Origin of the sequence: Streptosporangium sp. NPDC020072 (assembly GCF_040631445.1) — a bacterium.
Taxonomy (GTDB): Bacteria; Actinomycetota; Actinomycetes; order Streptosporangiales; family Streptosporangiaceae; genus Streptosporangium.
The window spans coordinates 462,495-478,461 of sequence record NZ_JBEYAB010000006.1 but is presented as its reverse complement, the minus strand read 5'-3'; the positions used below and the strand labels follow the sequence as shown (position 1 = coordinate 478,461).

Below are 15,967 nucleotides of genomic sequence, written 5' to 3'. Positions count from 1 at the left end.
CATGGACGTTCTCGCCCTCCCCGCCACCGCGCTGGCCGGCCTGCTGGCCGAGCTGGCGCGCGAGCACCACGTCCCGGGCGCGCAGCTCGCCGTCCGCCACGGCGGCCGTACGGTGAGTGCCGGGTACGGCGTCGAGACCCACGGCGGAGAGGCGGCCGTGACGGAGGCGACGGCGTTCCCGCTGGGCTCGCTTACCAAGCCGTTCACGGCCACGCTGGCCGCCATGCTGGCCGACGACGGTGACCTGACCTTCGACGGCCCGCTGCCCGGTGGGGTCGAAGGGGTGACTCTGCGTGGCCTGCTCAGTCATACCTCGGGCCTGGCCGCCGACGGCGACGTACGGCACCCCGCCGTTCTGCGGGTGGGCCGGGCGTTCTCCTACTCCAACCTCGGCTACGAGCTGGTGGGCCGCCTGGTCGGCCAGGTCACCGGGATGACCTGGTGGGAGGCGGTCGAGGAACTACTGCTGACCCCGCTGGGCATCGAAGCGTCGTACGCGACGGGACGGCGTACCGGTCGCCGTACCGCGACCGGCCACAGCGTGCATCCGGCGACAGGTCGCGTCGTGCCGGTGGCGCAGGAGCAGGAGACCCCCGGTCAGGCCCCTTCCGGCGCGCTCGCGCTGAGCGCGGCCGACCTCGTCACCCTGGCTCGGCTCCACCTGGCCGACCCTGACCTGCCCGTCCTGCTCGACCGGCGTACCCTTCACGAGTTGCGCGAGGACCAGCTGGCCGGGATCGAGATCGGGCCGTACGGGCTGGCGGACGGCTGGTGCCTGGGCTGGTCGGCGCACCATCGCGACGGCCTCGACTGGTACGGCCACGACGGCACCGGCGAGGGCACCTCCTGCCATCTGAGGTTCGAGCCCTCGCAACGAACCGTCGTCGCGCTCACCACGAACGCGGACACCGGGCTCGCCCTGTGGCGCGACCTCACCGAACGGCTGGCCCTCCACGGGATCGCCCCCGGCGACCACCGCCCGCTCGCGGGCTCGGGACCACCCGTGGCGCCGCCGCCCGGGTGCACGGGCACATACGTGAACGGCGGATCGGCCTTCGAGGTCACCAGCGGCGGCGGCGGGCTGCGTCTGCGGTCGGCAGGGCCGATCACCTGCTACCGGGGCGGGGTGTTCGAGATCGGCGAGGGCCACGCGGGGCGGTTCATCACCCTGGGCGGCGACATCGACCTGATCCAGGTGTCAGGCCGTTTGGCCCGCCGGGCGGGGAGCCCCGGAGCATGAAGGAAGCCGCCGTGGAGACCGTCGCTCCCCCGCTCGCGCGTAACAGGCGTTACGCGATCCTGTGGAGCGGACAGTTCCTGTCGGAGTTCGGCAACGAGATCAACTTCGTCGCGTTCCCGCTGCTGATCCTGGCCATGTCGGGCTCCGCGTTGCAGGCCGGGCTGGCCTCGTCGCTGGTCGCGGCCGGTCACATGCTGGCCAACCTGCCCGCCGGTGTGATCGCCGACCGGTGGGACAGGCGCAGGACGCTGCTGCTGTGCCAAGGCGGCCGGGCGCTGGCCGTGGCGTCGGTGGCGGTCGCCGTCTGGCTGGACGCGTTCTCGTTCCCGCACGTCCTGCTCGTGGCGCTGATCGACGGGCTGCTCGGGGCGGCTTTCGAACCTGCGGAGCAGGCCGCGCTTCCGCAGGTCGTACCGGAGTCCCAGTTGTCGCGGGCGGTCGCGGCCAACACGGCGAGACCGTTCATCGCGACGCTGCTGGGCCCGGCGCTCGCCGGGTTCCTGTTCGCGGTTGAGCAGGCGATGCCGTTCGCGCTGGACGGCCTGATGCTGGCGCTCTCGTTCGCGGCGCTGATGTTCCTCCGGCTGCCCGCGCGCCCCGCGCCCGCGGAGCCCGCCCGGGGTGCGGGAGGGGATCTCGTGGCCGGGCTCCGGTGGGTGCTGGGGCAGCGGTTGATCAGGACGACGCTGGTGTGGATGGCGGGGTCCAACCTCGTGTTCACCGCGCTGATGATCATCGTGCTGGCGATGTCGCACGAGGACAAGGTGGGTGCGGGCGTGATCGGCCTGACCATGGCCTGCATGGGCGCGGGCGGACTGCTCGGCGCGGCGCTGGCCGACCGGCTGCACGCCCTGCTGCCCGCTCCGGTCATCATCATCGGCTTCTCGTGGATGACGGCCCTGCTGACCGGGCTGATGGCGCTCGTGCCCGGCGGCCTGCCGCTGGGGCTGCTGCTGGGCTGTACCGCGTTCTTCGCGCCGCTGGCGAACACGACGATCCTGACATACCAGATCACGGTCACTCCGGACAGGCTGCGCGGCCGGCTGACCGGCATCGTCGGGTTGTGCTCCGGCGGCGCGGCGGCGCTCGGGCCACTGCTCGGCGGCGCCCTCATGACCGCCGGTGGAACGGGGCCCGGCGGCATACTGAGCTGTGCCGCCGCCCTCAGCGTCATCGCGCTGGCGACCACGCTCACCCCGGCACTCCGCCGCTTCCCCACCACCGGCTAAAGCGAACTCAGGCCCTCGCGGGAAACGTCACCGAACGTCAGCCGGGAGAGCGTCTGAGGTTGAAAGGCTGAAGTCGCGGCGGTTCGAGGGGCAGGCCAGTCCGGGCGATGAAGCCGTCGAGCAGCGCAGGACGGTACCGCATCCGTTCGAGCCTGGTCTTGACCAGTGTGGTGAGCCGCTCGGCGTTATGGGGAGCGATGTTGGCCGGGCCCCGTTTGAGAACCGGCCGCACTCCTTCGGCCGGGTTCGGTTCCGGGGCATCCAGCGGCGCCGCGAACCGGACAGGTCCGAAGCCTTGACCTCGAAGAGACCGCCACGCTCTGGTTCCGTAACGACCAAGGTGTCAGGTTACAAGTTTTGACATCTGTTACCAGCCTGCTTAGTGTTTCTCGTATGGAGCAGAGGACACTCGGCGCCGACGTCCATGTGGGGGCGGTCGGGCTCGGTTGCGCAGGTATGTCCGGCGCGTACGGGCACGGCGCCGACGAACAGAGCATCGCGACGTTTCGCAACGCGCTCGACGCCGGGATCACGTTCATCGACACGGCCGACCACTACGGGATGGGGCACAACGAGACGCTCATCGGGCAGGCACTGCGATCCGCCGATCGCGACCGCGCCGTGTTGAGCGTGAAGTTCGGCGCACTGTTCGGCGTGGACGGCAGCGTGCGCGGCGTCAACGGCCGACCGGACGCGATCCCGAACTTCCTGGGCTACTCGCTGCAGCGGCTGGGCATCGACTATGTGGACATCTATCGCCCGGCCAGGCTGGATCCCGTTGTCCCGATCGAGGAGACCGTCGGCGCCGTCGCCGAGATGGTGCAGAAGGGCTACGTGCGCGGCATCGGGCTGTCCGAGGTCGGCGCCGAGACGATCCGCCGTGCCCACGCCGTGCACCCGATCACCGATGTCCAGATCGAGTACTCACTGTTCAGCCGCGGTGTCGAAGACGAGATCCTGCCCACCTGCCGCGAACTGGGCATCGGCGTCATCGCCTACGGGGTACTCGCCCAAGGAATGCTGACCGGGATGTGGCGGCCGTCGGCCGGCGACGCACGGCATCGCGGGCACCTGCCCCGCTTCGCCGCCGGAAACATCGAGACCAACCTCGCGCTGGTCGAGCGGCTGCGGGAGATCGCCACCTCCCGCGGTGTCACGGTCGCACAGCTCGCGATCGCGTGGGTGCTCGCACAGGGTCGCGTGCACCGGGACATCGTCGCGCTGGTCGGGACCAGCCGGCCGCACAGCGTCACCGAGGCGGTGGACGCCACCGGTCTGCGGCTGACCGAGGACGACCTGGACGCGATTGAGCAGGCCGTCCCCCGGGGGGCGGTCGCGGGAGAACGCTACGCCCCCGCCCTGCTCGCGCTACTGGACAGCGAGCGAACGGGCGGCGGACGCTGATGCCCGCCCGAACCCCGCTGGACGCGAACGCCATCCTGGCAGCCACCGAGGAGATCCTGCGGCGCCACGGACCGGACAAGGCAACGGTCGTCGACGTCGCCCGGGCACTCGGGGTCAGCCACGCCGCCGTCTACAAGCACTTCCCCTCCAAGCAGGCGCTGCGCGAGGCCGTGACCCGGCGCTGGCTCGACCGCAACCGCGACGCCCTCGCCGTCATCGCCGCCGACAGCGCGGTTGCCCCGGCGCGGCGGCTGCGCACCTGGCTGCACGCCGTCCTGGCCGTGAAGCAGGCCAAGATTCGCCAGGACCCGGAGCTGTTCGCCGCCTATGGAATCCTCGCCGCCGCGCACAGCAGCGTCGCCACCGACCACGTCGCCGATCTCCTGGGCCAGCTGACGGCCATCATCGCTGACGGCGCCGCCGACGGCAGCCTCCGCACCGACGACGCGGCGGCCACCGCCCGCGTGGTCTTCAACGCCACTGCCAAGTTCCACCATCTCGCCCACGCGGCCGAATGGCAGAACCCCGTCGTCGGCGCCGAGCTCGACGAGGTGTGCAGCCTGCTGCTTGAGGGTCTTCGCGTCCCCGCATCGCCGTAGCCGAACCGGGTCGATCATCCGCCGCGTCTCGTCAACGGCGTGGTCGGCCCTGCCCATCGCCACCCCGGCGGCAACGAACAAGGAGTACGAACGACCATGGTTCAAGCAATCGGAGTGACCCAGCCGGGCGGACCGGACGCTCTTGGCGAGTTCGACCTGGTGGCCGAACCGATCGGTCCCGGTCAGGTCAGGATCCGGGTGAGCAGCGCCACGGTGAACCCGGTCGACACGGTGATCCGTTCTCGTCCGCGGCAGGATGAGGCGGACGCGGTGCGGGTGCCGGGCATGGAGGTCGCCGGCGTGATCACCGAGATCGGCCCCGCTGTCGACCGTCCGTTCGCGATCGGGGACGCCGTCATGGCCATCGTGGTGCCCTCGGGTGCGCACGGCGGCTACCGGGCAGACCTCGTCGTGCCGGCACGCTCGGTCGCGAGGATCCCGGCCGGGCTCTCGGACGTCCAGGCCGCCACCATTCCGATGAACGGGCTCACCGCCCGGCTCGCACTTGACACGCTGGCGCTCCCGGCCGGCGCGACGGTCGCCGTCACCGGTGCGGCCGGTACCGTCGGCGGGTACTTCGTCCAGCTCGCCAAGCAGGCCGGGCTGGTCGTCGTCGCCGACACCGCTCGGCAGGACGAGACCTTCGTCCGCGAGTGCGGAGCCGACGAGACTGTGCCGCGGGGGGACGACTTCACCGCGATGGTCCGCCGCCTCCACCCGGGCGGCGTCGACGGGCTCGTTGATGCCGCCGTGCTGGAGGCCGCCGCTCTCCCTGCCGTCAAGGACGGCGGCACCGTCGCCACCCTCCGCGGTTACCAGGGCGACGGGACCGGCCGGGTCCGCGTCGTCCCGATCTTCGTCCGCCACTACGTCGAGGCCGCGGCCAAGCTCGACCGGCTCGCCGAACTCGCCGGTGAGGGACTGCTCACCGTCCGCGTGGCCGGCGAACTGCCGGCCTCCCGAGCCGGCGACGCGCATCGCTCGCTCGAACGGCGTGGCGTTCGCGGGCGGTTCGTCCTACGGTTCGGCTGACCGGCCCTCGCGGAGGGCCGCACACGACTCCCGAAAACGTCGTCACCACGGAAGAAACCGTCGCCGCCGTCGAACCGCGAAGGCCGGCCGAGGGTCACGTCCAGTGAAGTGGTGTATGAGCTGCCCTTCGCGTGATCCTGTTTCTGCAGGTTAAGCGGTAAGTGTCTGCGGTAGCGGATTGTGGGCTGGTGTGTCGCCGGTAAGGACGCGCGTCCGGCATTTGGCCAGCACGTCGAGCCCCATGGAGCGGCGTGCCCCGGTCCACTCATCGGTCTGCTCGGCCAAAACCGCACCGACAAGCCGGACGATCGCGGCCCGGTCCGGGAAGATGCCGACCACGTCGGTGCGGCGGCGGATCTCCTTGTTCAACCGCTCCTGCGGATTGTTCGACCAGACCTGCCGCCAGGTCTCCTTCGGGAAGGCGGCGAAGGCCAGCAGGTCTTCGCGGGCGGCTTCCAGGTGCTCGCACGCGGCCGGATACCTGGCCTCCAGCGCGTCGATCACCCAGGCATGCTGAGCGCGTACCTGCTCGGCGGCAGGCTGGTCGAAGACGGTGCGCACCAAGGTGGCCACCCACGGCTGCGCCGACTTCGGGACGGTGGCAGCAGACTGCGCAGGTAGTGGGTGCGGCATCTCTGCCAGGAGGCGCCCGCCAAGGTCGCGCCGATCGCCTCGACCAGGCCGGGGTGGGCGTCGGAGACGACCAGCTGCACCCCGCCCAGGCCGCGGGCCACCAAGCCCCGCAGGAACGTCAGCCAGCCGGCGCCGTTCTCGGCCGAGGTGACCTCCAGCCCGAGGATCTCCCGGTTGCCGCCTGCGTTCACGGCCGTGGCGACCAGGACGTGCACGTTTTCAAACTTGATCTTCGCTACTCGAAGGATCACGCGATGGCCGTCACCATTTCCCGGCGCCACTCTTGTGACCAGGTCAAACTCGTACACCACCTCCGTGGACGCAACCCCGACAGGATCCAGGTTCTGTCCGATGTGGCCAGCTCAGAACTGATGGCCGTGAACTGGAGAAACGTCCCCGCCCTCAGCTCTACCGCCAAAATCTGTACCGATCCCCCGGTGGCCGGTCAGAGGTGTCCGGGGTGAAGAACTGCGGGGGGTGGCTCCTGGGTGGTATGGCCGGCCCCAAGTATTTCCATAACGTAGTCAATTAACTACGATAGGTAGCGACTGGTTGCCGTCGATCCCCACGACACCCCGGGCAGAGCGCCCGCTCATCAGCTGCGGAAACATCCTTCGCCCAGAAAAGGAGCCCCCATGCGCCGCTTGCGGCCCCTGCCCGTCCTGGCCTTGGCCACCGCCTTGGCCACCCTGACCGGCGTGCCCGGCTTTCCGACACCTGCCCAGGCCGCTTCCTCCTTCGCCGAGGCGGCACCCGCTGCCGACTCCGCGGCCCGGGCGGTCGGCGAGGGCCCGGGTTGCGGCGGCCACCAGGCCGACTGGCGCTCGGCCACCCTTGCCGCGGGCTTCTCCGGCTCGGTGCGGGCCACCTTCTGGAACGGCCGCAGCGGCCCTTATGGCCAGCGCCGGATCGCCCTGGTGCCCGGCGGCGTGATCCCGAGCCTGCCCAACGGCGGCCTGGCGGTCATCAGCGGCAGCATCGAGGACACTTTCGCCGGGCAGCCGGACGCCTTCAACGGCACCGCCGCTGTCGCCGGGCGCGGCTACACCTGGACGATCACGCCTCGCAGCGACTACCCCCGCCGCCCGGGAGGCACCGCCAGCCTGCTCAACCCCCAGTGCGCCGCCGGCAGCACCAAGGTCACCACCGCCACCTACCACTACCAGTCCAGCCCAGCCACCGGCTCGGTCTTCGTCCGCACCCTCGACGGAACCGTGACCCGAACTGGGTGAGGGCCTGCGCTACCGGACGTGTCCCCAGCCGCCTACGAGCGCCCGCAGCAGGAGCTGGACACGCTGCCCGCCGACTGCGCGCTGCCTCGTTCGTCGCCGCGCCTGCCGAACTGGCCGAGTTCCAGGCCACTCGGCAAGCGGCCGGCCTTGACCGGGAAGCATCTGATCAGAGCCTGGATCGGGGTGGGGTCGGCGCCCGTGCGGAGCTTGCTGAACGCCCGACACCTCTGCGGCCCCTGGGAAGGTAGCCCTTCGGAACGGGCGGCGCCATGAGGTGACGGTAACCGCCCGGCAGGTGCCTGCATCAGTGAAGCGAAGCGCGGGTCACCACACGAACGAAGATCACTTCCTGGCCAACAGCTTCGGAGAAGAATGTGTTGAATGCGCAGCATCACCGATCTTGAAGCCATCATCGGGCCATCCCGTGTTCCGCCTCCACCCGTGAACTGGACCCTCATCGAAGAAGGCACCGGCCTGGTGTTCCCGGACGACTACAAGGACTGGGCTTCGAGATACTCCACCCTGGAGTTCGACGAGTTCCTCCTCGTGGGTCATCCCGGAACCAGCGAAACCCCGCAGGAGTACGTTCAAAGCTGGGCAGACGTGCTGGAAAACATGCGCCGGTGGGGGGAACGCTTCGACCAGATCGAACTGGTCGACGACCGCGATGTTCCCCGTCCGGCGCCGCCGTTTCCCGTTTACCCCGCCCCCCAGGGGCTGTTTCCCTGGGGTAACACCTCCAACGGAGACTACTGCTGCTGGCTCACCGACCCGGACCCGGGAAAGTGGACCGTCGTCATAACGACACTTCACCGGTGGTGGCACTATCCCGGAACCTTCACCGACGTGCTGGTCGGTCTGCTGAACGGGCACGTCCGGTGCCCCATGTTCGGGCCGGAAGGACTCGTAGGGGCGACCGTGGAGGAGGCTGGGTGGATTCGCGAATCTTGAGTGAGAGAGCCCGCCAGTAGTCAGACCCCGTACCCCTCAAGGGCAGACACGGCCGCCGAGATCAGGCGATTTCTCCTGAAACCGCAGGCTGCGGGCGTAGGTGCTTCCCGTAACGATCAGACGGCATCAGGCCGGGGCCAGGCTGCGGACGGCTGGAATGAAAGCCATGCCGTTACTTCCACGTCGCCGTCCCCGTCCTTCCCTTCGCCGAACCGTCACGGTGACGCCTCCGCCGTTGCATACGCCCCGGTCGGCTCTGTGGTGGATCGTCTGCGTGACCGTGCTGGTGGCCGTCGTGGTTGCCGTCACGTTGTGGTGGCTTCTGGCCGACCCGGCCGCCTCCGTTCCCGCCCCGAGCCCTGGCGTCGGAGGTGGGGTGGGAAGCGTGCGGGGGGAGATGCTGCGCACCGCGCTGGCCGCCGGGGCCGCGGTCGGGGCGGCGGTCACGCTGATGCTGGCCTTCCGCCGTCAGCACCACCAGGAGGTCACCGCCGCGCACACCACCCACGACGCGACCGAGCGCCGGGTGACCGACCTGTACACGAAGGCGGTCGAGCAGCTCGGTCACGAGGCCGCCGCGGTACGGCTGGGCGGCCTGTACGCGCTGGAGCGCCTGGCCCAAGACAACCCCGGGCACCGGCAGACCATCGTCAACGTCATCTGCGCGTATCTGAGGATGCCGTGGGCGTCGCCCGGCGGTGTCCGGCAGGACCTGGCGCCCGCCGTCCCGCGCGCCGCCATCGCCGGAGCCTCCGCCCCCGCCACCGGACGCGACCCGCACGAGGAACTTCAGGTTCGCCTCACTGCCCAGCGCATCCTGGAAGACCACCTCCACGATGACCGCGCACCGGGTGAGAGCATCGCCGAACCGGCCGGCCCCCGGTTCTGGGAAGGCATGTGCGTCGACCTGACCGGCGCCATCCTCACCAACCTGAACTTCACCTGCTGCCACTCCGCAGGGGCGATCTCTGTCGGGGCGACCTTCACCGGGGGCGCCAGATGCGATGGGGCGACCCTCGGGGACGCCCGATTCGCTAGGGCGACCTTCACCGGGATCGCCAGGTTCTCTAGGGCGTCCTTCAGCGGGAACGCATGGTTCGACGAGGCGACCTTCACCGGCGGTGCCTGATTGTTCGGCGCGACAGCTGTTCCTCTAGAGGGTCATAGGTGGCCGGATGGATGGCGTTTGGAGGTGAGGTCCGGCGGCGAGGGCCGTCTGGTCGAAGACAGCGCGGCTGATGAGCCGGGACCGGTCGACGACGCCTCAGAGGAGAAGGCACGATCGGGCAACGCCTGACTGCGGCTGGTGGATCAGGCAGGGGTGCTACCGCCGTCTGCAGGTGTGTCCTGCTCGTCGGCGCCGAACAGCGTCAGCTGCTCGGCAAGCGGCTCGGCACTGGTGAGTTTCAGGCACCGGCGACAGGTGACCGGCCCGCAGTCTGGGTGGGCGGCGCCCAGGCCCCAGCCGCTGACACCGACCGTGCACGCCGGGCCAGCCACCCGGATCGTCCCGGTGACGGCGTGGTAGGCGCCGCGTTCGCGTTCGGCCGTTACAGGTGGAGAGGGCCTAGGTCGGTGATGACGTCGAGGAACGCGCGGATGACGTCGGATTCGGCGTCGGCGCGCCACACCGGTGCCCAGCGCGAGTCGGGCACGCCCGTGATGGGGATGTAGGCGATGTCGGGGCGGGTGTGGTAGCGCACGGCGTGCGCGTGGACCGGAGCGACGATCTCGCCGTTGGCGACGATGGCGACCAGCTCCATCCAGTCGGCGACCGTCGGTCCGACGCGGATGGGATGCCCGCTCGGGGTTCTGAACGGGACCACCGCGGCGCGCCAGTAGTCGGGGACGTCGGCGGCCAGGGTGGTTTCGGCGGCCAGATCCTCGTACGTGACGGACTCGCGTTGCGCCAGCCGGTGCCGGATCCCGACGGCGAGCACGAACGGCTCGGTGAACATGAGCGGGCCGACGGCCAGGTCGGGTTCGCGGACCGGCAGCCACAGCACCGCGAGGTCGAGGTCGCCACGGCGCAGACCGGCGAACGGCCTGCCGAACGGGATCGAGCGGAGCTGGATCGGATGCTCGGGGTGGCGGGAGGCGAACTCGTCGAAGACCGGGCGCAGGTCGTCGAGCGGGCCTCCGCCGACGATCCCGAGCCGGAGCGGGGTGTCGGCCGCCGCCATCCCGGTGCTGGCCGTAAGGCGGGCGTTGTCCAGGCCCTTGCGCAGAGCCTGGTAGGCCGGTTGCAGGTCGTCGCGCAGGCGGCGGCCGAGCGCGGTCAGCGCCACGTGGTGCGATGAGCGGTCGAACAGCAGCGCCCCGATCTGCCGCTCCTGCTTCTTGACCGACTGGCTGACCCGGGCCGGCGTCAGCCGCAGCCGCTGGGCCGTACGACCGAAATGCAGCTCTTCGGCGAGGGTCAGGAAGATCTCGATGTCGCGCAGTTCCACGGACGTATCTTCCCCGATGGCGGTAAGCATCGCTTAACGCCGGTTGCCGAGTTGAGCGTTGCCGCTGCTGAGCGGGCCGATGATGCTGGCTCTCGCGAAAAGAAGGCGCGCGAGAGGAAAGGCGTGACGATGAGCGACGTCGGTAACGGATTCACCACAGCGGGGATGTCCAGACTGCGCGGCCTGCTGAACCGGTATGTCGAGTCCGGGCAGATTCCCGGCTTGGTGGCCTTGGTGAGCCGGGGTGAGGAGGTCCACGTCGAGGCGGCCGGGACGATGCGGCACGACGGCGGCCCGGCGATGCGCCGGGACACGATCTTCCGGATGGCCTCGACCACGAAGCCGGTGACGATGGCCGCGGCGATGGTGCTGCTGGACGAGTGCCGTATCCGGCTGGACGATCCGGTGCAGGAATGGCTGCCGGAACTGGCCGATCGGCAGGTGCTCGTCCGCCCGGACGGCCCCCTTGACGACACCGTCCCGGCCCATCGCCCGATCACGGTGCGGGACGTGCTGAGCTCGACCTTCGGGCTCGGGATCGACCTGCCGCTGATGGCCGCGCCGATCGGCGCGAAGATTATGGAGGTCGCCTACTACAGTCCGGCGGCCGGGTCCGCGGTCGACCCCGACGCATGGCTCCGGCTCCTCGGCGGGATCCCACTGTCTTACCAGCCGGGACAGCGCTGGCAGTACGAACTCAGCCACGACGTGCTGAGCATGCTCGTCGCCCGGGTGACGGGTCAGACGCTGGGCGATTTCCTGGGCGAGCGGGTCTTCGAGCCGCTGGGCATGCGCGACACCGGATTCTGGGTCGGCGAAGCCACGATCGACCGGCTGCCGCCCTGCTACATGCCCGACCCGGGCACCGGGGAGTTCCACGTGTGGGACGAAGCCGCCGGCGGCAGTTTCAGCAAGCCGCCGATGTTCCATCGTGGCGGCGGAGGGCTGGTGTCCACCGTGGACGACTACCACACCTACTTCCGGATGCTGCTGGCCGGCGGAGTCCATCACGGCCGACGGATCCTGTCGCGTCCCGCGGTGGAGCTGATGACCACCAACCGGCTGGGGGCCGAGGTGCAGGCCCTGCGCCATCAGATGGCTGTCAGCAACGTGCACCTGTCGTACGGGCAGGGGCAGCACGGTGGTTGGGGGTTCGGCATGGCCGTCAGGACGCACCGCGGCGATTACTCGCCGATCGGGCAGTTCGGGTGGGATGGCGGCACCGGGACGTCGGTCTACGCCGACCCGCGCCACGGGGTCACCGGCATCCTGCTGACGCAGGTCGGACTGTCCGTGCCCGCTCCCGCGCGGCTCATCCATGACTTCTGGACCACCGTCTACCAGGCCATCGACGCATAGCCGCGATGCCCGCTTGCGGGCTTCTTCTTGTTGATCATCCCCGTTACGGTTGTGGTGATGTCGACGAGGTTCATTCGCCTCCCGTGACGACGATCCCGCGCAGACCGGGCCCTGCCGCATCCATGCCCGGCTCGCAGGTCGGGATGGGGCAGGTGTTCCTGGGCCGCTCCCCACACGATTCACAAGTCCGCCGCGAAGGTGTGAGGGGCCCTTCGCTCGCTGGTACGCAGGGCCCCGCGTCGGGCGCCGTGCCTCGGAAGGTGGGAAACCTCATCGAGGGTGGGATCGGGCCACGGCACCCGATCCAGAAGCCGGAGACCCGTCGGCGCCGGCCGAGGACTGTGCGGACGTAGCCCCAATTGGCCTGGCGGCGCGTCGGTGGATGCACAGTCGCTGGGCCCGTGACGGCTCAGGCTGGTCAGGTAGGTCTGCGATGTGGGCGACGGAGTCGGCCCAGGACTCCTAAAGCCACGCCCAGGGGCGAAGTAGCGGTCTAACCACAGGTCAGCGGGCTCCCGAAGCTGCGACGAACTGCAAAGCAGGCGGGCCGGTCCAGCTCAGCACGGGTTTCCGTACCGCTCGCCAGGGCCGAGTTTCGGCGGCCCGTCCCGGGTCGGCATCGGGGACCGGATCGGCGAAGCGATCGGAGTCAGAGCCGTGACCTGGAACAATGCGGTTCCGGTGACCGGACACAGAGCCGTAGTCCTGTCCGGTCGGCCTCCCGCTTTGCCCCTGGCCGTAGCTTCGGGAGTCCTGGGCCATGCCGTCTGACCCGCCCTCGCCGACCGGCAGGGATCTCGCAATGGTCGGGCGTTGACTTTGTCGCAAGTTATGACGCACCATCTTGATACAAAGCTTGCGACAAAGGAGGCGCTGTGACCCCCGAACCGTTACCGAACGCCGGCCCGCAGACGCGTGCGACCGATCTGCGACTGGCAGGCGAGTGGCTGGCCATGCACGACCTGGCCGGCACCCGCCCGACCCCACTGCTGGCCAGCCGGCTCGCGGTCCGCAGACGCGCCCGCCTGGCCGCTCAGATCATCCCGGCCGTGCTGATCATCGCGAGCGCGCTCGCCGCCGCTTCCGCCTTCGGCGGCTCCCCGCCGCATCGCCCACTGCCTCTGCTGGCCCTGACCGCGCTGGTGGCCGGGCTGCTACTGGCCCAATCACTGCTCGACCGGTGGGTGCGACGCGTCGACCAGCGGGCGGGCGCGACACTGTCCCGCAGGGCCACCCACCTGATCCAGCCCGGCTGGCGGGCCGTGCTCGGCAGGCCGTACGCCGCCTTCGCGGCCGCCACGTCCGCCGGAACGATGGCGCTGGCCGCAAGCGCCCTGGCCGTTCCCGACCCCACCCTGCGGCAACCGGCCGTCGTCCTGCTGATCGCCCTGCTCGGCGCGACGGCCATCACCGCCATGCAGTTGCGCCACCTGCTCAGGCACCCGGTCGTGGCGCAGGATGAGGAGTCGCTGACCGCCGACGTCATCATGCGCGTCGAGGACGCCCGCGAGCTCACCACGCCGAGCGTGCAGTGGTCGCTGCCCATGGTGCTGCTGTTCGGCACCGCGCCCGGCTGGTGGGGCGCCGCCGCGGTCGCCAACGTGGTCCTGGGCATGGTCGCGTGCATCGCCCTCCGCGTCAGGACGCCGTCGAGCGCGACGGTGGCCCGGCGGGCCATGAGCACCCGATGATCGTCATCGACGCGGCCTCGCCGGTGCCGCCGTTCGAGCAGCTGCGGGCCCAGCTCGCCCGGCAGATCCAGGACCGCACGCTGGCCGTGGGCGCCCGGCTGCCGACCATCCGCCACCTGGCGGCCGATCTCGGCCTGGCCGTCAACACGGTCGGCCGGGCCTACCGGGAGCTGGAGGAGGCGGGGCTGATCGAGACGCGCGGGCGGGCGGGCTCGTTCGTGTCGGCGGCCGGGCAGGAGGGCCGGGAGCGGGCCCGCCGGGCCGCCGCCGAGTACGCGGCCGTGATCGCCAGCGTCGGCCTCGACGCGGGCGAGGCGATCCGCATCGTACAGGCGGCCCTGACGTCCGGCGCGGCGGCACCGGCCTCGTCATGACCGCGACCCGGCCGCAGAGGTCACGTCGCCAGGCACACGACGCCGACGTGGCCCAGGACTCCCGAAGCTACGGCCAGGGGCAAAGCAGGAGGCCGACCGGACAGGACTACGACTCTGCCGGTCACCGGAACCGCGTCGCCCCAGGTCACGGCTCTGACTCCGGTCACTCCGCCGGTCCGGTCCTCGACGCCGGCCCGGGACGGGTCGCCGAGGTCCGGCTCTGACGAGCGGTACGGAAACCCGCGCTGAGCTGGATCAGCCCGTCTACTTTGCGGCTCACCGCAGCTTCGGGAGTCCTGAGCCGTGTGAGCCGTAGGGCAGCGGCAGCACGGTCTCAACGAAAGTGTCATCAGCCCAAAAAGTTTGGAGTTCAGTCTCCGACCTGTCCGGTCGGATCCGGGCCGTCGAGTCCGGCGAGCAGTTCACGCAGCAGGTCGGCGAGGAGTTCACGGCGTTCGGGGGCGAGATGGCCGACGAGACGGTCCTCTGTGAGAAGCAGATCGGCGACGACGCGGTCGAGCAGGGCGCCGCCCGCCTCGGTGAGGGTGACCGCGCGCGCGTGGTAGCCCGACCCCACAGCGGTCCGTTCGACCAGCCCGGCCCTGACCGCCCGCTCCACGCGCTGGGTGATCGCGCCGCGCGTCACCATGCACGCCCCGGCCAGCTCCCCCGGGCTCATCCGGTACGGCGGGCCGGAGCGCCGCAACGTGGACAGCAGGTCCAGCGTCGCGACGTCCACCCCCAGCGCCGCGAGGGTGCGGCGGCGCTGGTCGCCGAAAACCTTGGCGGCCCACCAGACGCGGGTGACGATCCCGATCGACTCCACCGGAACACCCGGCAGTTCGCGCCGCCAGGCGTCCTGGATGGCATCGGCGCCGTCGCGTGGCGGCTCAGCGGCCACGCTCGGCGCCGCCGTTCACCTGGATGATCTGCGCGGTGACGTGCCCGCTGCCGGGCGAGGCGAGCCAGTGCACGGTCTCGGCGATGTCCCCCGGTGTCCCGGCCCTGCCGGTGTGGGTCTGCGTGACGAGCGCCGCGCGGCGTTCCTCGCTCAGGGTGTCGCCGAAGAACTCGGTGTCCTCGACCAGTCCCGGGGCGACCGCGTTCACCGTGACGCCGCGCGGCCCCAGGGCGGCGGCTAGGTCGAATACATACGGGTGCAGGGCCGCCTTCATCGGGCCGTAGGAGGTGCCACCCGAGCCTCGGAAGGCCGCGATCGAGGTGATGAACACGATCCGGCCCGACGGGTTCAGCAGATCGCGGAACGCCTCGGTCGGCAGCACCGCCGTCAGCACGTTGGCCCGGAAGTTGCTCGTCCACCGCTCCGCGACTCCACCGGACCCGCCGTGCCGTTCGATGTTGCCGCCCGCGTTGTTGACCAGCACGTCGATCACGCCGAAGCGCTCGGCCAGGGCGGCGCGCACCCGTGCGACCTCGGCCGGATCGCTCAGGTCGGCCGCCAGCGCTGTGCCGCCGATCTCCTCCGCGGTCTTCTCCAGTACGCCGGCGCGGCGGCCGATGATCAGCACCTGGTCTCCGTCCGCCGCGAAGCGCGCCGCGATCGCCTTGCCGATGCCGGTGCCCCCGCCGGTGACCACGATCACACGTGTCATGCCATCCTCCTCAAGTTTAGGCCTAAAGTCAGATTAGCGGAGGAGGGGCAGTCCGTCGCTGGGTTGCTGTTGCGATTGAACCAAGCCGCCCAGCAGTACCCCGCCCGCCATCACCGATAGCTCTCGGATCGCCGCGCTGTGGCGTCTTCCTGCGCGTATT

The 15,967-nt window shown here is 70.4% G+C and carries 14 protein-coding genes and 1 pseudogene; 11 read left to right on the top strand and 4 right to left on the bottom strand.

Annotation, left to right across the window (positions count from 1 at the left end):
* The first annotated feature begins 1 nt into the window (after nt 1).
* From ABZ470_RS17335 to ABZ470_RS17315, 5 genes are all read left to right on the top strand, one after another.
* Nucleotides 2–1,240 (top strand): serine hydrolase domain-containing protein, encoded by a 1,239-nt coding sequence (locus ABZ470_RS17335; RefSeq protein ID WP_362912088.1) that lies wholly within the window; start codon nt 2–4, stop codon nt 1,238–1,240.
* Nucleotides 1,237–2,469, top strand: a complete 1,233-nt coding sequence (locus ABZ470_RS17330; protein ID WP_362912086.1) for an MFS transporter — start codon at nt 1,237–1,239, stop codon at nt 2,467–2,469. Before ABZ470_RS17335 ends, ABZ470_RS17330 begins: the two co-directional genes overlap by 4 nt.
* Before the next feature lie 393 nt (nt 2,470–2,862).
* A complete protein-coding gene (locus tag ABZ470_RS17325; protein ID WP_362912084.1) occupies nt 2,863–3,873 on the top strand; it encodes an aldo/keto reductase in 1,011 nt (336 codons plus the stop codon).
* A complete protein-coding gene (locus ABZ470_RS17320; protein WP_362912082.1) occupies nt 3,873–4,472 on the top strand; it encodes a TetR family transcriptional regulator in 600 nt (199 codons plus the stop codon). Before ABZ470_RS17325 ends, ABZ470_RS17320 begins: the two co-directional genes overlap by 1 nt.
* 96 nt (nt 4,473–4,568) lie before the next feature.
* The gene (locus ABZ470_RS17315) at nt 4,569–5,504 is read left to right on the top strand and encodes an NADP-dependent oxidoreductase (protein ID WP_362912080.1); all 936 of its coding nucleotides are present in this window, start codon (nt 4,569–4,571) and stop codon (nt 5,502–5,504) included.
* Between the two features lie 150 nt (nt 5,505–5,654).
* Here the strand turns inward: ABZ470_RS17315 and ABZ470_RS17310 are convergent.
* A pseudogene (locus tag ABZ470_RS17310) lies at nt 5,655–6,346 on the bottom strand (IS256 family transposase); the annotation flags it as partial.
* 426 nt (nt 6,347–6,772) lie between these two features.
* Between ABZ470_RS17310 and ABZ470_RS17305 the strand changes: the two are divergent.
* The 3 genes from ABZ470_RS17305 (at nt 6,773) to ABZ470_RS17295 (ending at nt 9,449) form a co-directional block, all read left to right on the top strand.
* Nucleotides 6,773–7,369, top strand: a complete 597-nt coding sequence (locus ABZ470_RS17305) for a hypothetical protein (protein ID WP_362912078.1) — start codon at nt 6,773–6,775, stop codon at nt 7,367–7,369.
* 381 nt (nt 7,370–7,750) lie between these two features.
* The gene (locus ABZ470_RS17300; RefSeq protein ID WP_352013492.1) at nt 7,751–8,320 is read left to right on the top strand and encodes an SMI1/KNR4 family protein; all 570 of its coding nucleotides are present in this window, start codon (nt 7,751–7,753) and stop codon (nt 8,318–8,320) included.
* 274 nt (nt 8,321–8,594) lie between these two features.
* Nucleotides 8,595–9,449 carry a pentapeptide repeat-containing protein gene (locus ABZ470_RS17295; protein ID WP_362912075.1) on the top strand — a complete coding sequence of 285 codons (855 nt, stop codon included), beginning with the start codon at nt 8,595–8,597 and terminating at the stop codon, nt 9,447–9,449.
* A 421-nt stretch (nt 9,450–9,870) separates the two neighbouring features.
* Here ABZ470_RS17295 and ABZ470_RS17290 read toward each other — a convergent pair whose 3' ends face one another.
* Nucleotides 9,871–10,770, bottom strand: coding sequence for a LysR family transcriptional regulator (locus ABZ470_RS17290; RefSeq protein ID WP_362912073.1), 900 nt, complete (start codon nt 10,768–10,770; stop codon nt 9,871–9,873).
* Between the two features lie 129 nt (nt 10,771–10,899).
* Between ABZ470_RS17290 and ABZ470_RS17285 the strand changes: the two genes are divergently transcribed.
* The 3 genes from ABZ470_RS17285 (at nt 10,900) to ABZ470_RS17275 (ending at nt 14,194) form a co-directional block, all read left to right on the top strand.
* The gene (locus ABZ470_RS17285) at nt 10,900–12,129 is read left to right on the top strand and encodes a serine hydrolase domain-containing protein (protein ID WP_362912071.1); all 1,230 of its coding nucleotides are present in this window, start codon (nt 10,900–10,902) and stop codon (nt 12,127–12,129) included.
* An 875-nt stretch (nt 12,130–13,004) separates the two neighbouring features.
* Nucleotides 13,005–13,820, top strand: coding sequence for a hypothetical protein (locus ABZ470_RS17280; RefSeq protein WP_362912069.1), 816 nt, complete (start codon nt 13,005–13,007; stop codon nt 13,818–13,820).
* Complete coding sequence (locus ABZ470_RS17275; RefSeq protein WP_362912067.1) at nt 13,817–14,194, top strand: GntR family transcriptional regulator; 378 nt, start codon at nt 13,817–13,819, stop codon at nt 14,192–14,194. The genes ABZ470_RS17280 and ABZ470_RS17275 overlap by 4 nt, the downstream gene beginning before the upstream one ends.
* Nucleotides 14,195–14,564: 370 nt before the next feature.
* On the opposite strand, the gene ABZ470_RS17270 is transcribed toward ABZ470_RS17275, so the two are convergent.
* Together ABZ470_RS17270 and ABZ470_RS17265 are read right to left on the bottom strand one after the other, a co-directional pair.
* Nucleotides 14,565–15,095: a MarR family winged helix-turn-helix transcriptional regulator gene (locus tag ABZ470_RS17270; protein WP_352013485.1), complete on the bottom strand. Its 531-nt coding sequence runs from the start codon at nt 15,093–15,095 to the stop codon at nt 14,565–14,567.
* Nucleotides 15,085–15,807 (bottom strand): SDR family oxidoreductase, encoded by a 723-nt coding sequence (locus ABZ470_RS17265; protein WP_352013484.1) that lies wholly within the window; start codon nt 15,805–15,807, stop codon nt 15,085–15,087. The genes ABZ470_RS17270 and ABZ470_RS17265 overlap by 11 nt, the downstream gene beginning before the upstream one ends.
* Nucleotides 15,808–15,967 lie beyond the last annotated feature (160 nt).

Excerpts from the sequence above, each read along its gene's own strand:
- ABZ470_RS17335 (WP_362912088.1), top strand. The coding sequence starts at position 2 with ATGGACGTTCTCGCCCTCCCCGCCACCGCGCTGGCCGGCCTGCTGGCC.
- ABZ470_RS17330 (WP_362912086.1), top strand. The coding sequence starts at position 1,237 with ATGAAGGAAGCCGCCGTGGAGACCGTCGCTCCCCCGCTCGCGCGTAAC.
- ABZ470_RS17325 (WP_362912084.1), top strand. The coding sequence starts at position 2,863 with ATGGAGCAGAGGACACTCGGCGCCGACGTCCATGTGGGGGCGGTCGGG.
- ABZ470_RS17320 (WP_362912082.1), top strand. The coding sequence starts at position 3,873 with ATGCCCGCCCGAACCCCGCTGGACGCGAACGCCATCCTGGCAGCCACC.
- ABZ470_RS17315 (WP_362912080.1), top strand. The coding sequence starts at position 4,569 with ATGGTTCAAGCAATCGGAGTGACCCAGCCGGGCGGACCGGACGCTCTT.
- ABZ470_RS17305 (WP_362912078.1), top strand. The coding sequence starts at position 6,773 with ATGCGCCGCTTGCGGCCCCTGCCCGTCCTGGCCTTGGCCACCGCCTTG.
- ABZ470_RS17300 (WP_352013492.1), top strand. The coding sequence starts at position 7,751 with ATGCGCAGCATCACCGATCTTGAAGCCATCATCGGGCCATCCCGTGTT.
- ABZ470_RS17285 (WP_362912071.1), top strand. The coding sequence starts at position 10,900 with ATGAGCGACGTCGGTAACGGATTCACCACAGCGGGGATGTCCAGACTG.
- ABZ470_RS17275 (WP_362912067.1), top strand. The coding sequence starts at position 13,817 with ATGATCGTCATCGACGCGGCCTCGCCGGTGCCGCCGTTCGAGCAGCTG.
- ABZ470_RS17265 (WP_352013484.1), bottom strand. The coding sequence starts at position 15,807 with ATGACACGTGTGATCGTGGTCACCGGCGGGGGCACCGGCATCGGCAAG.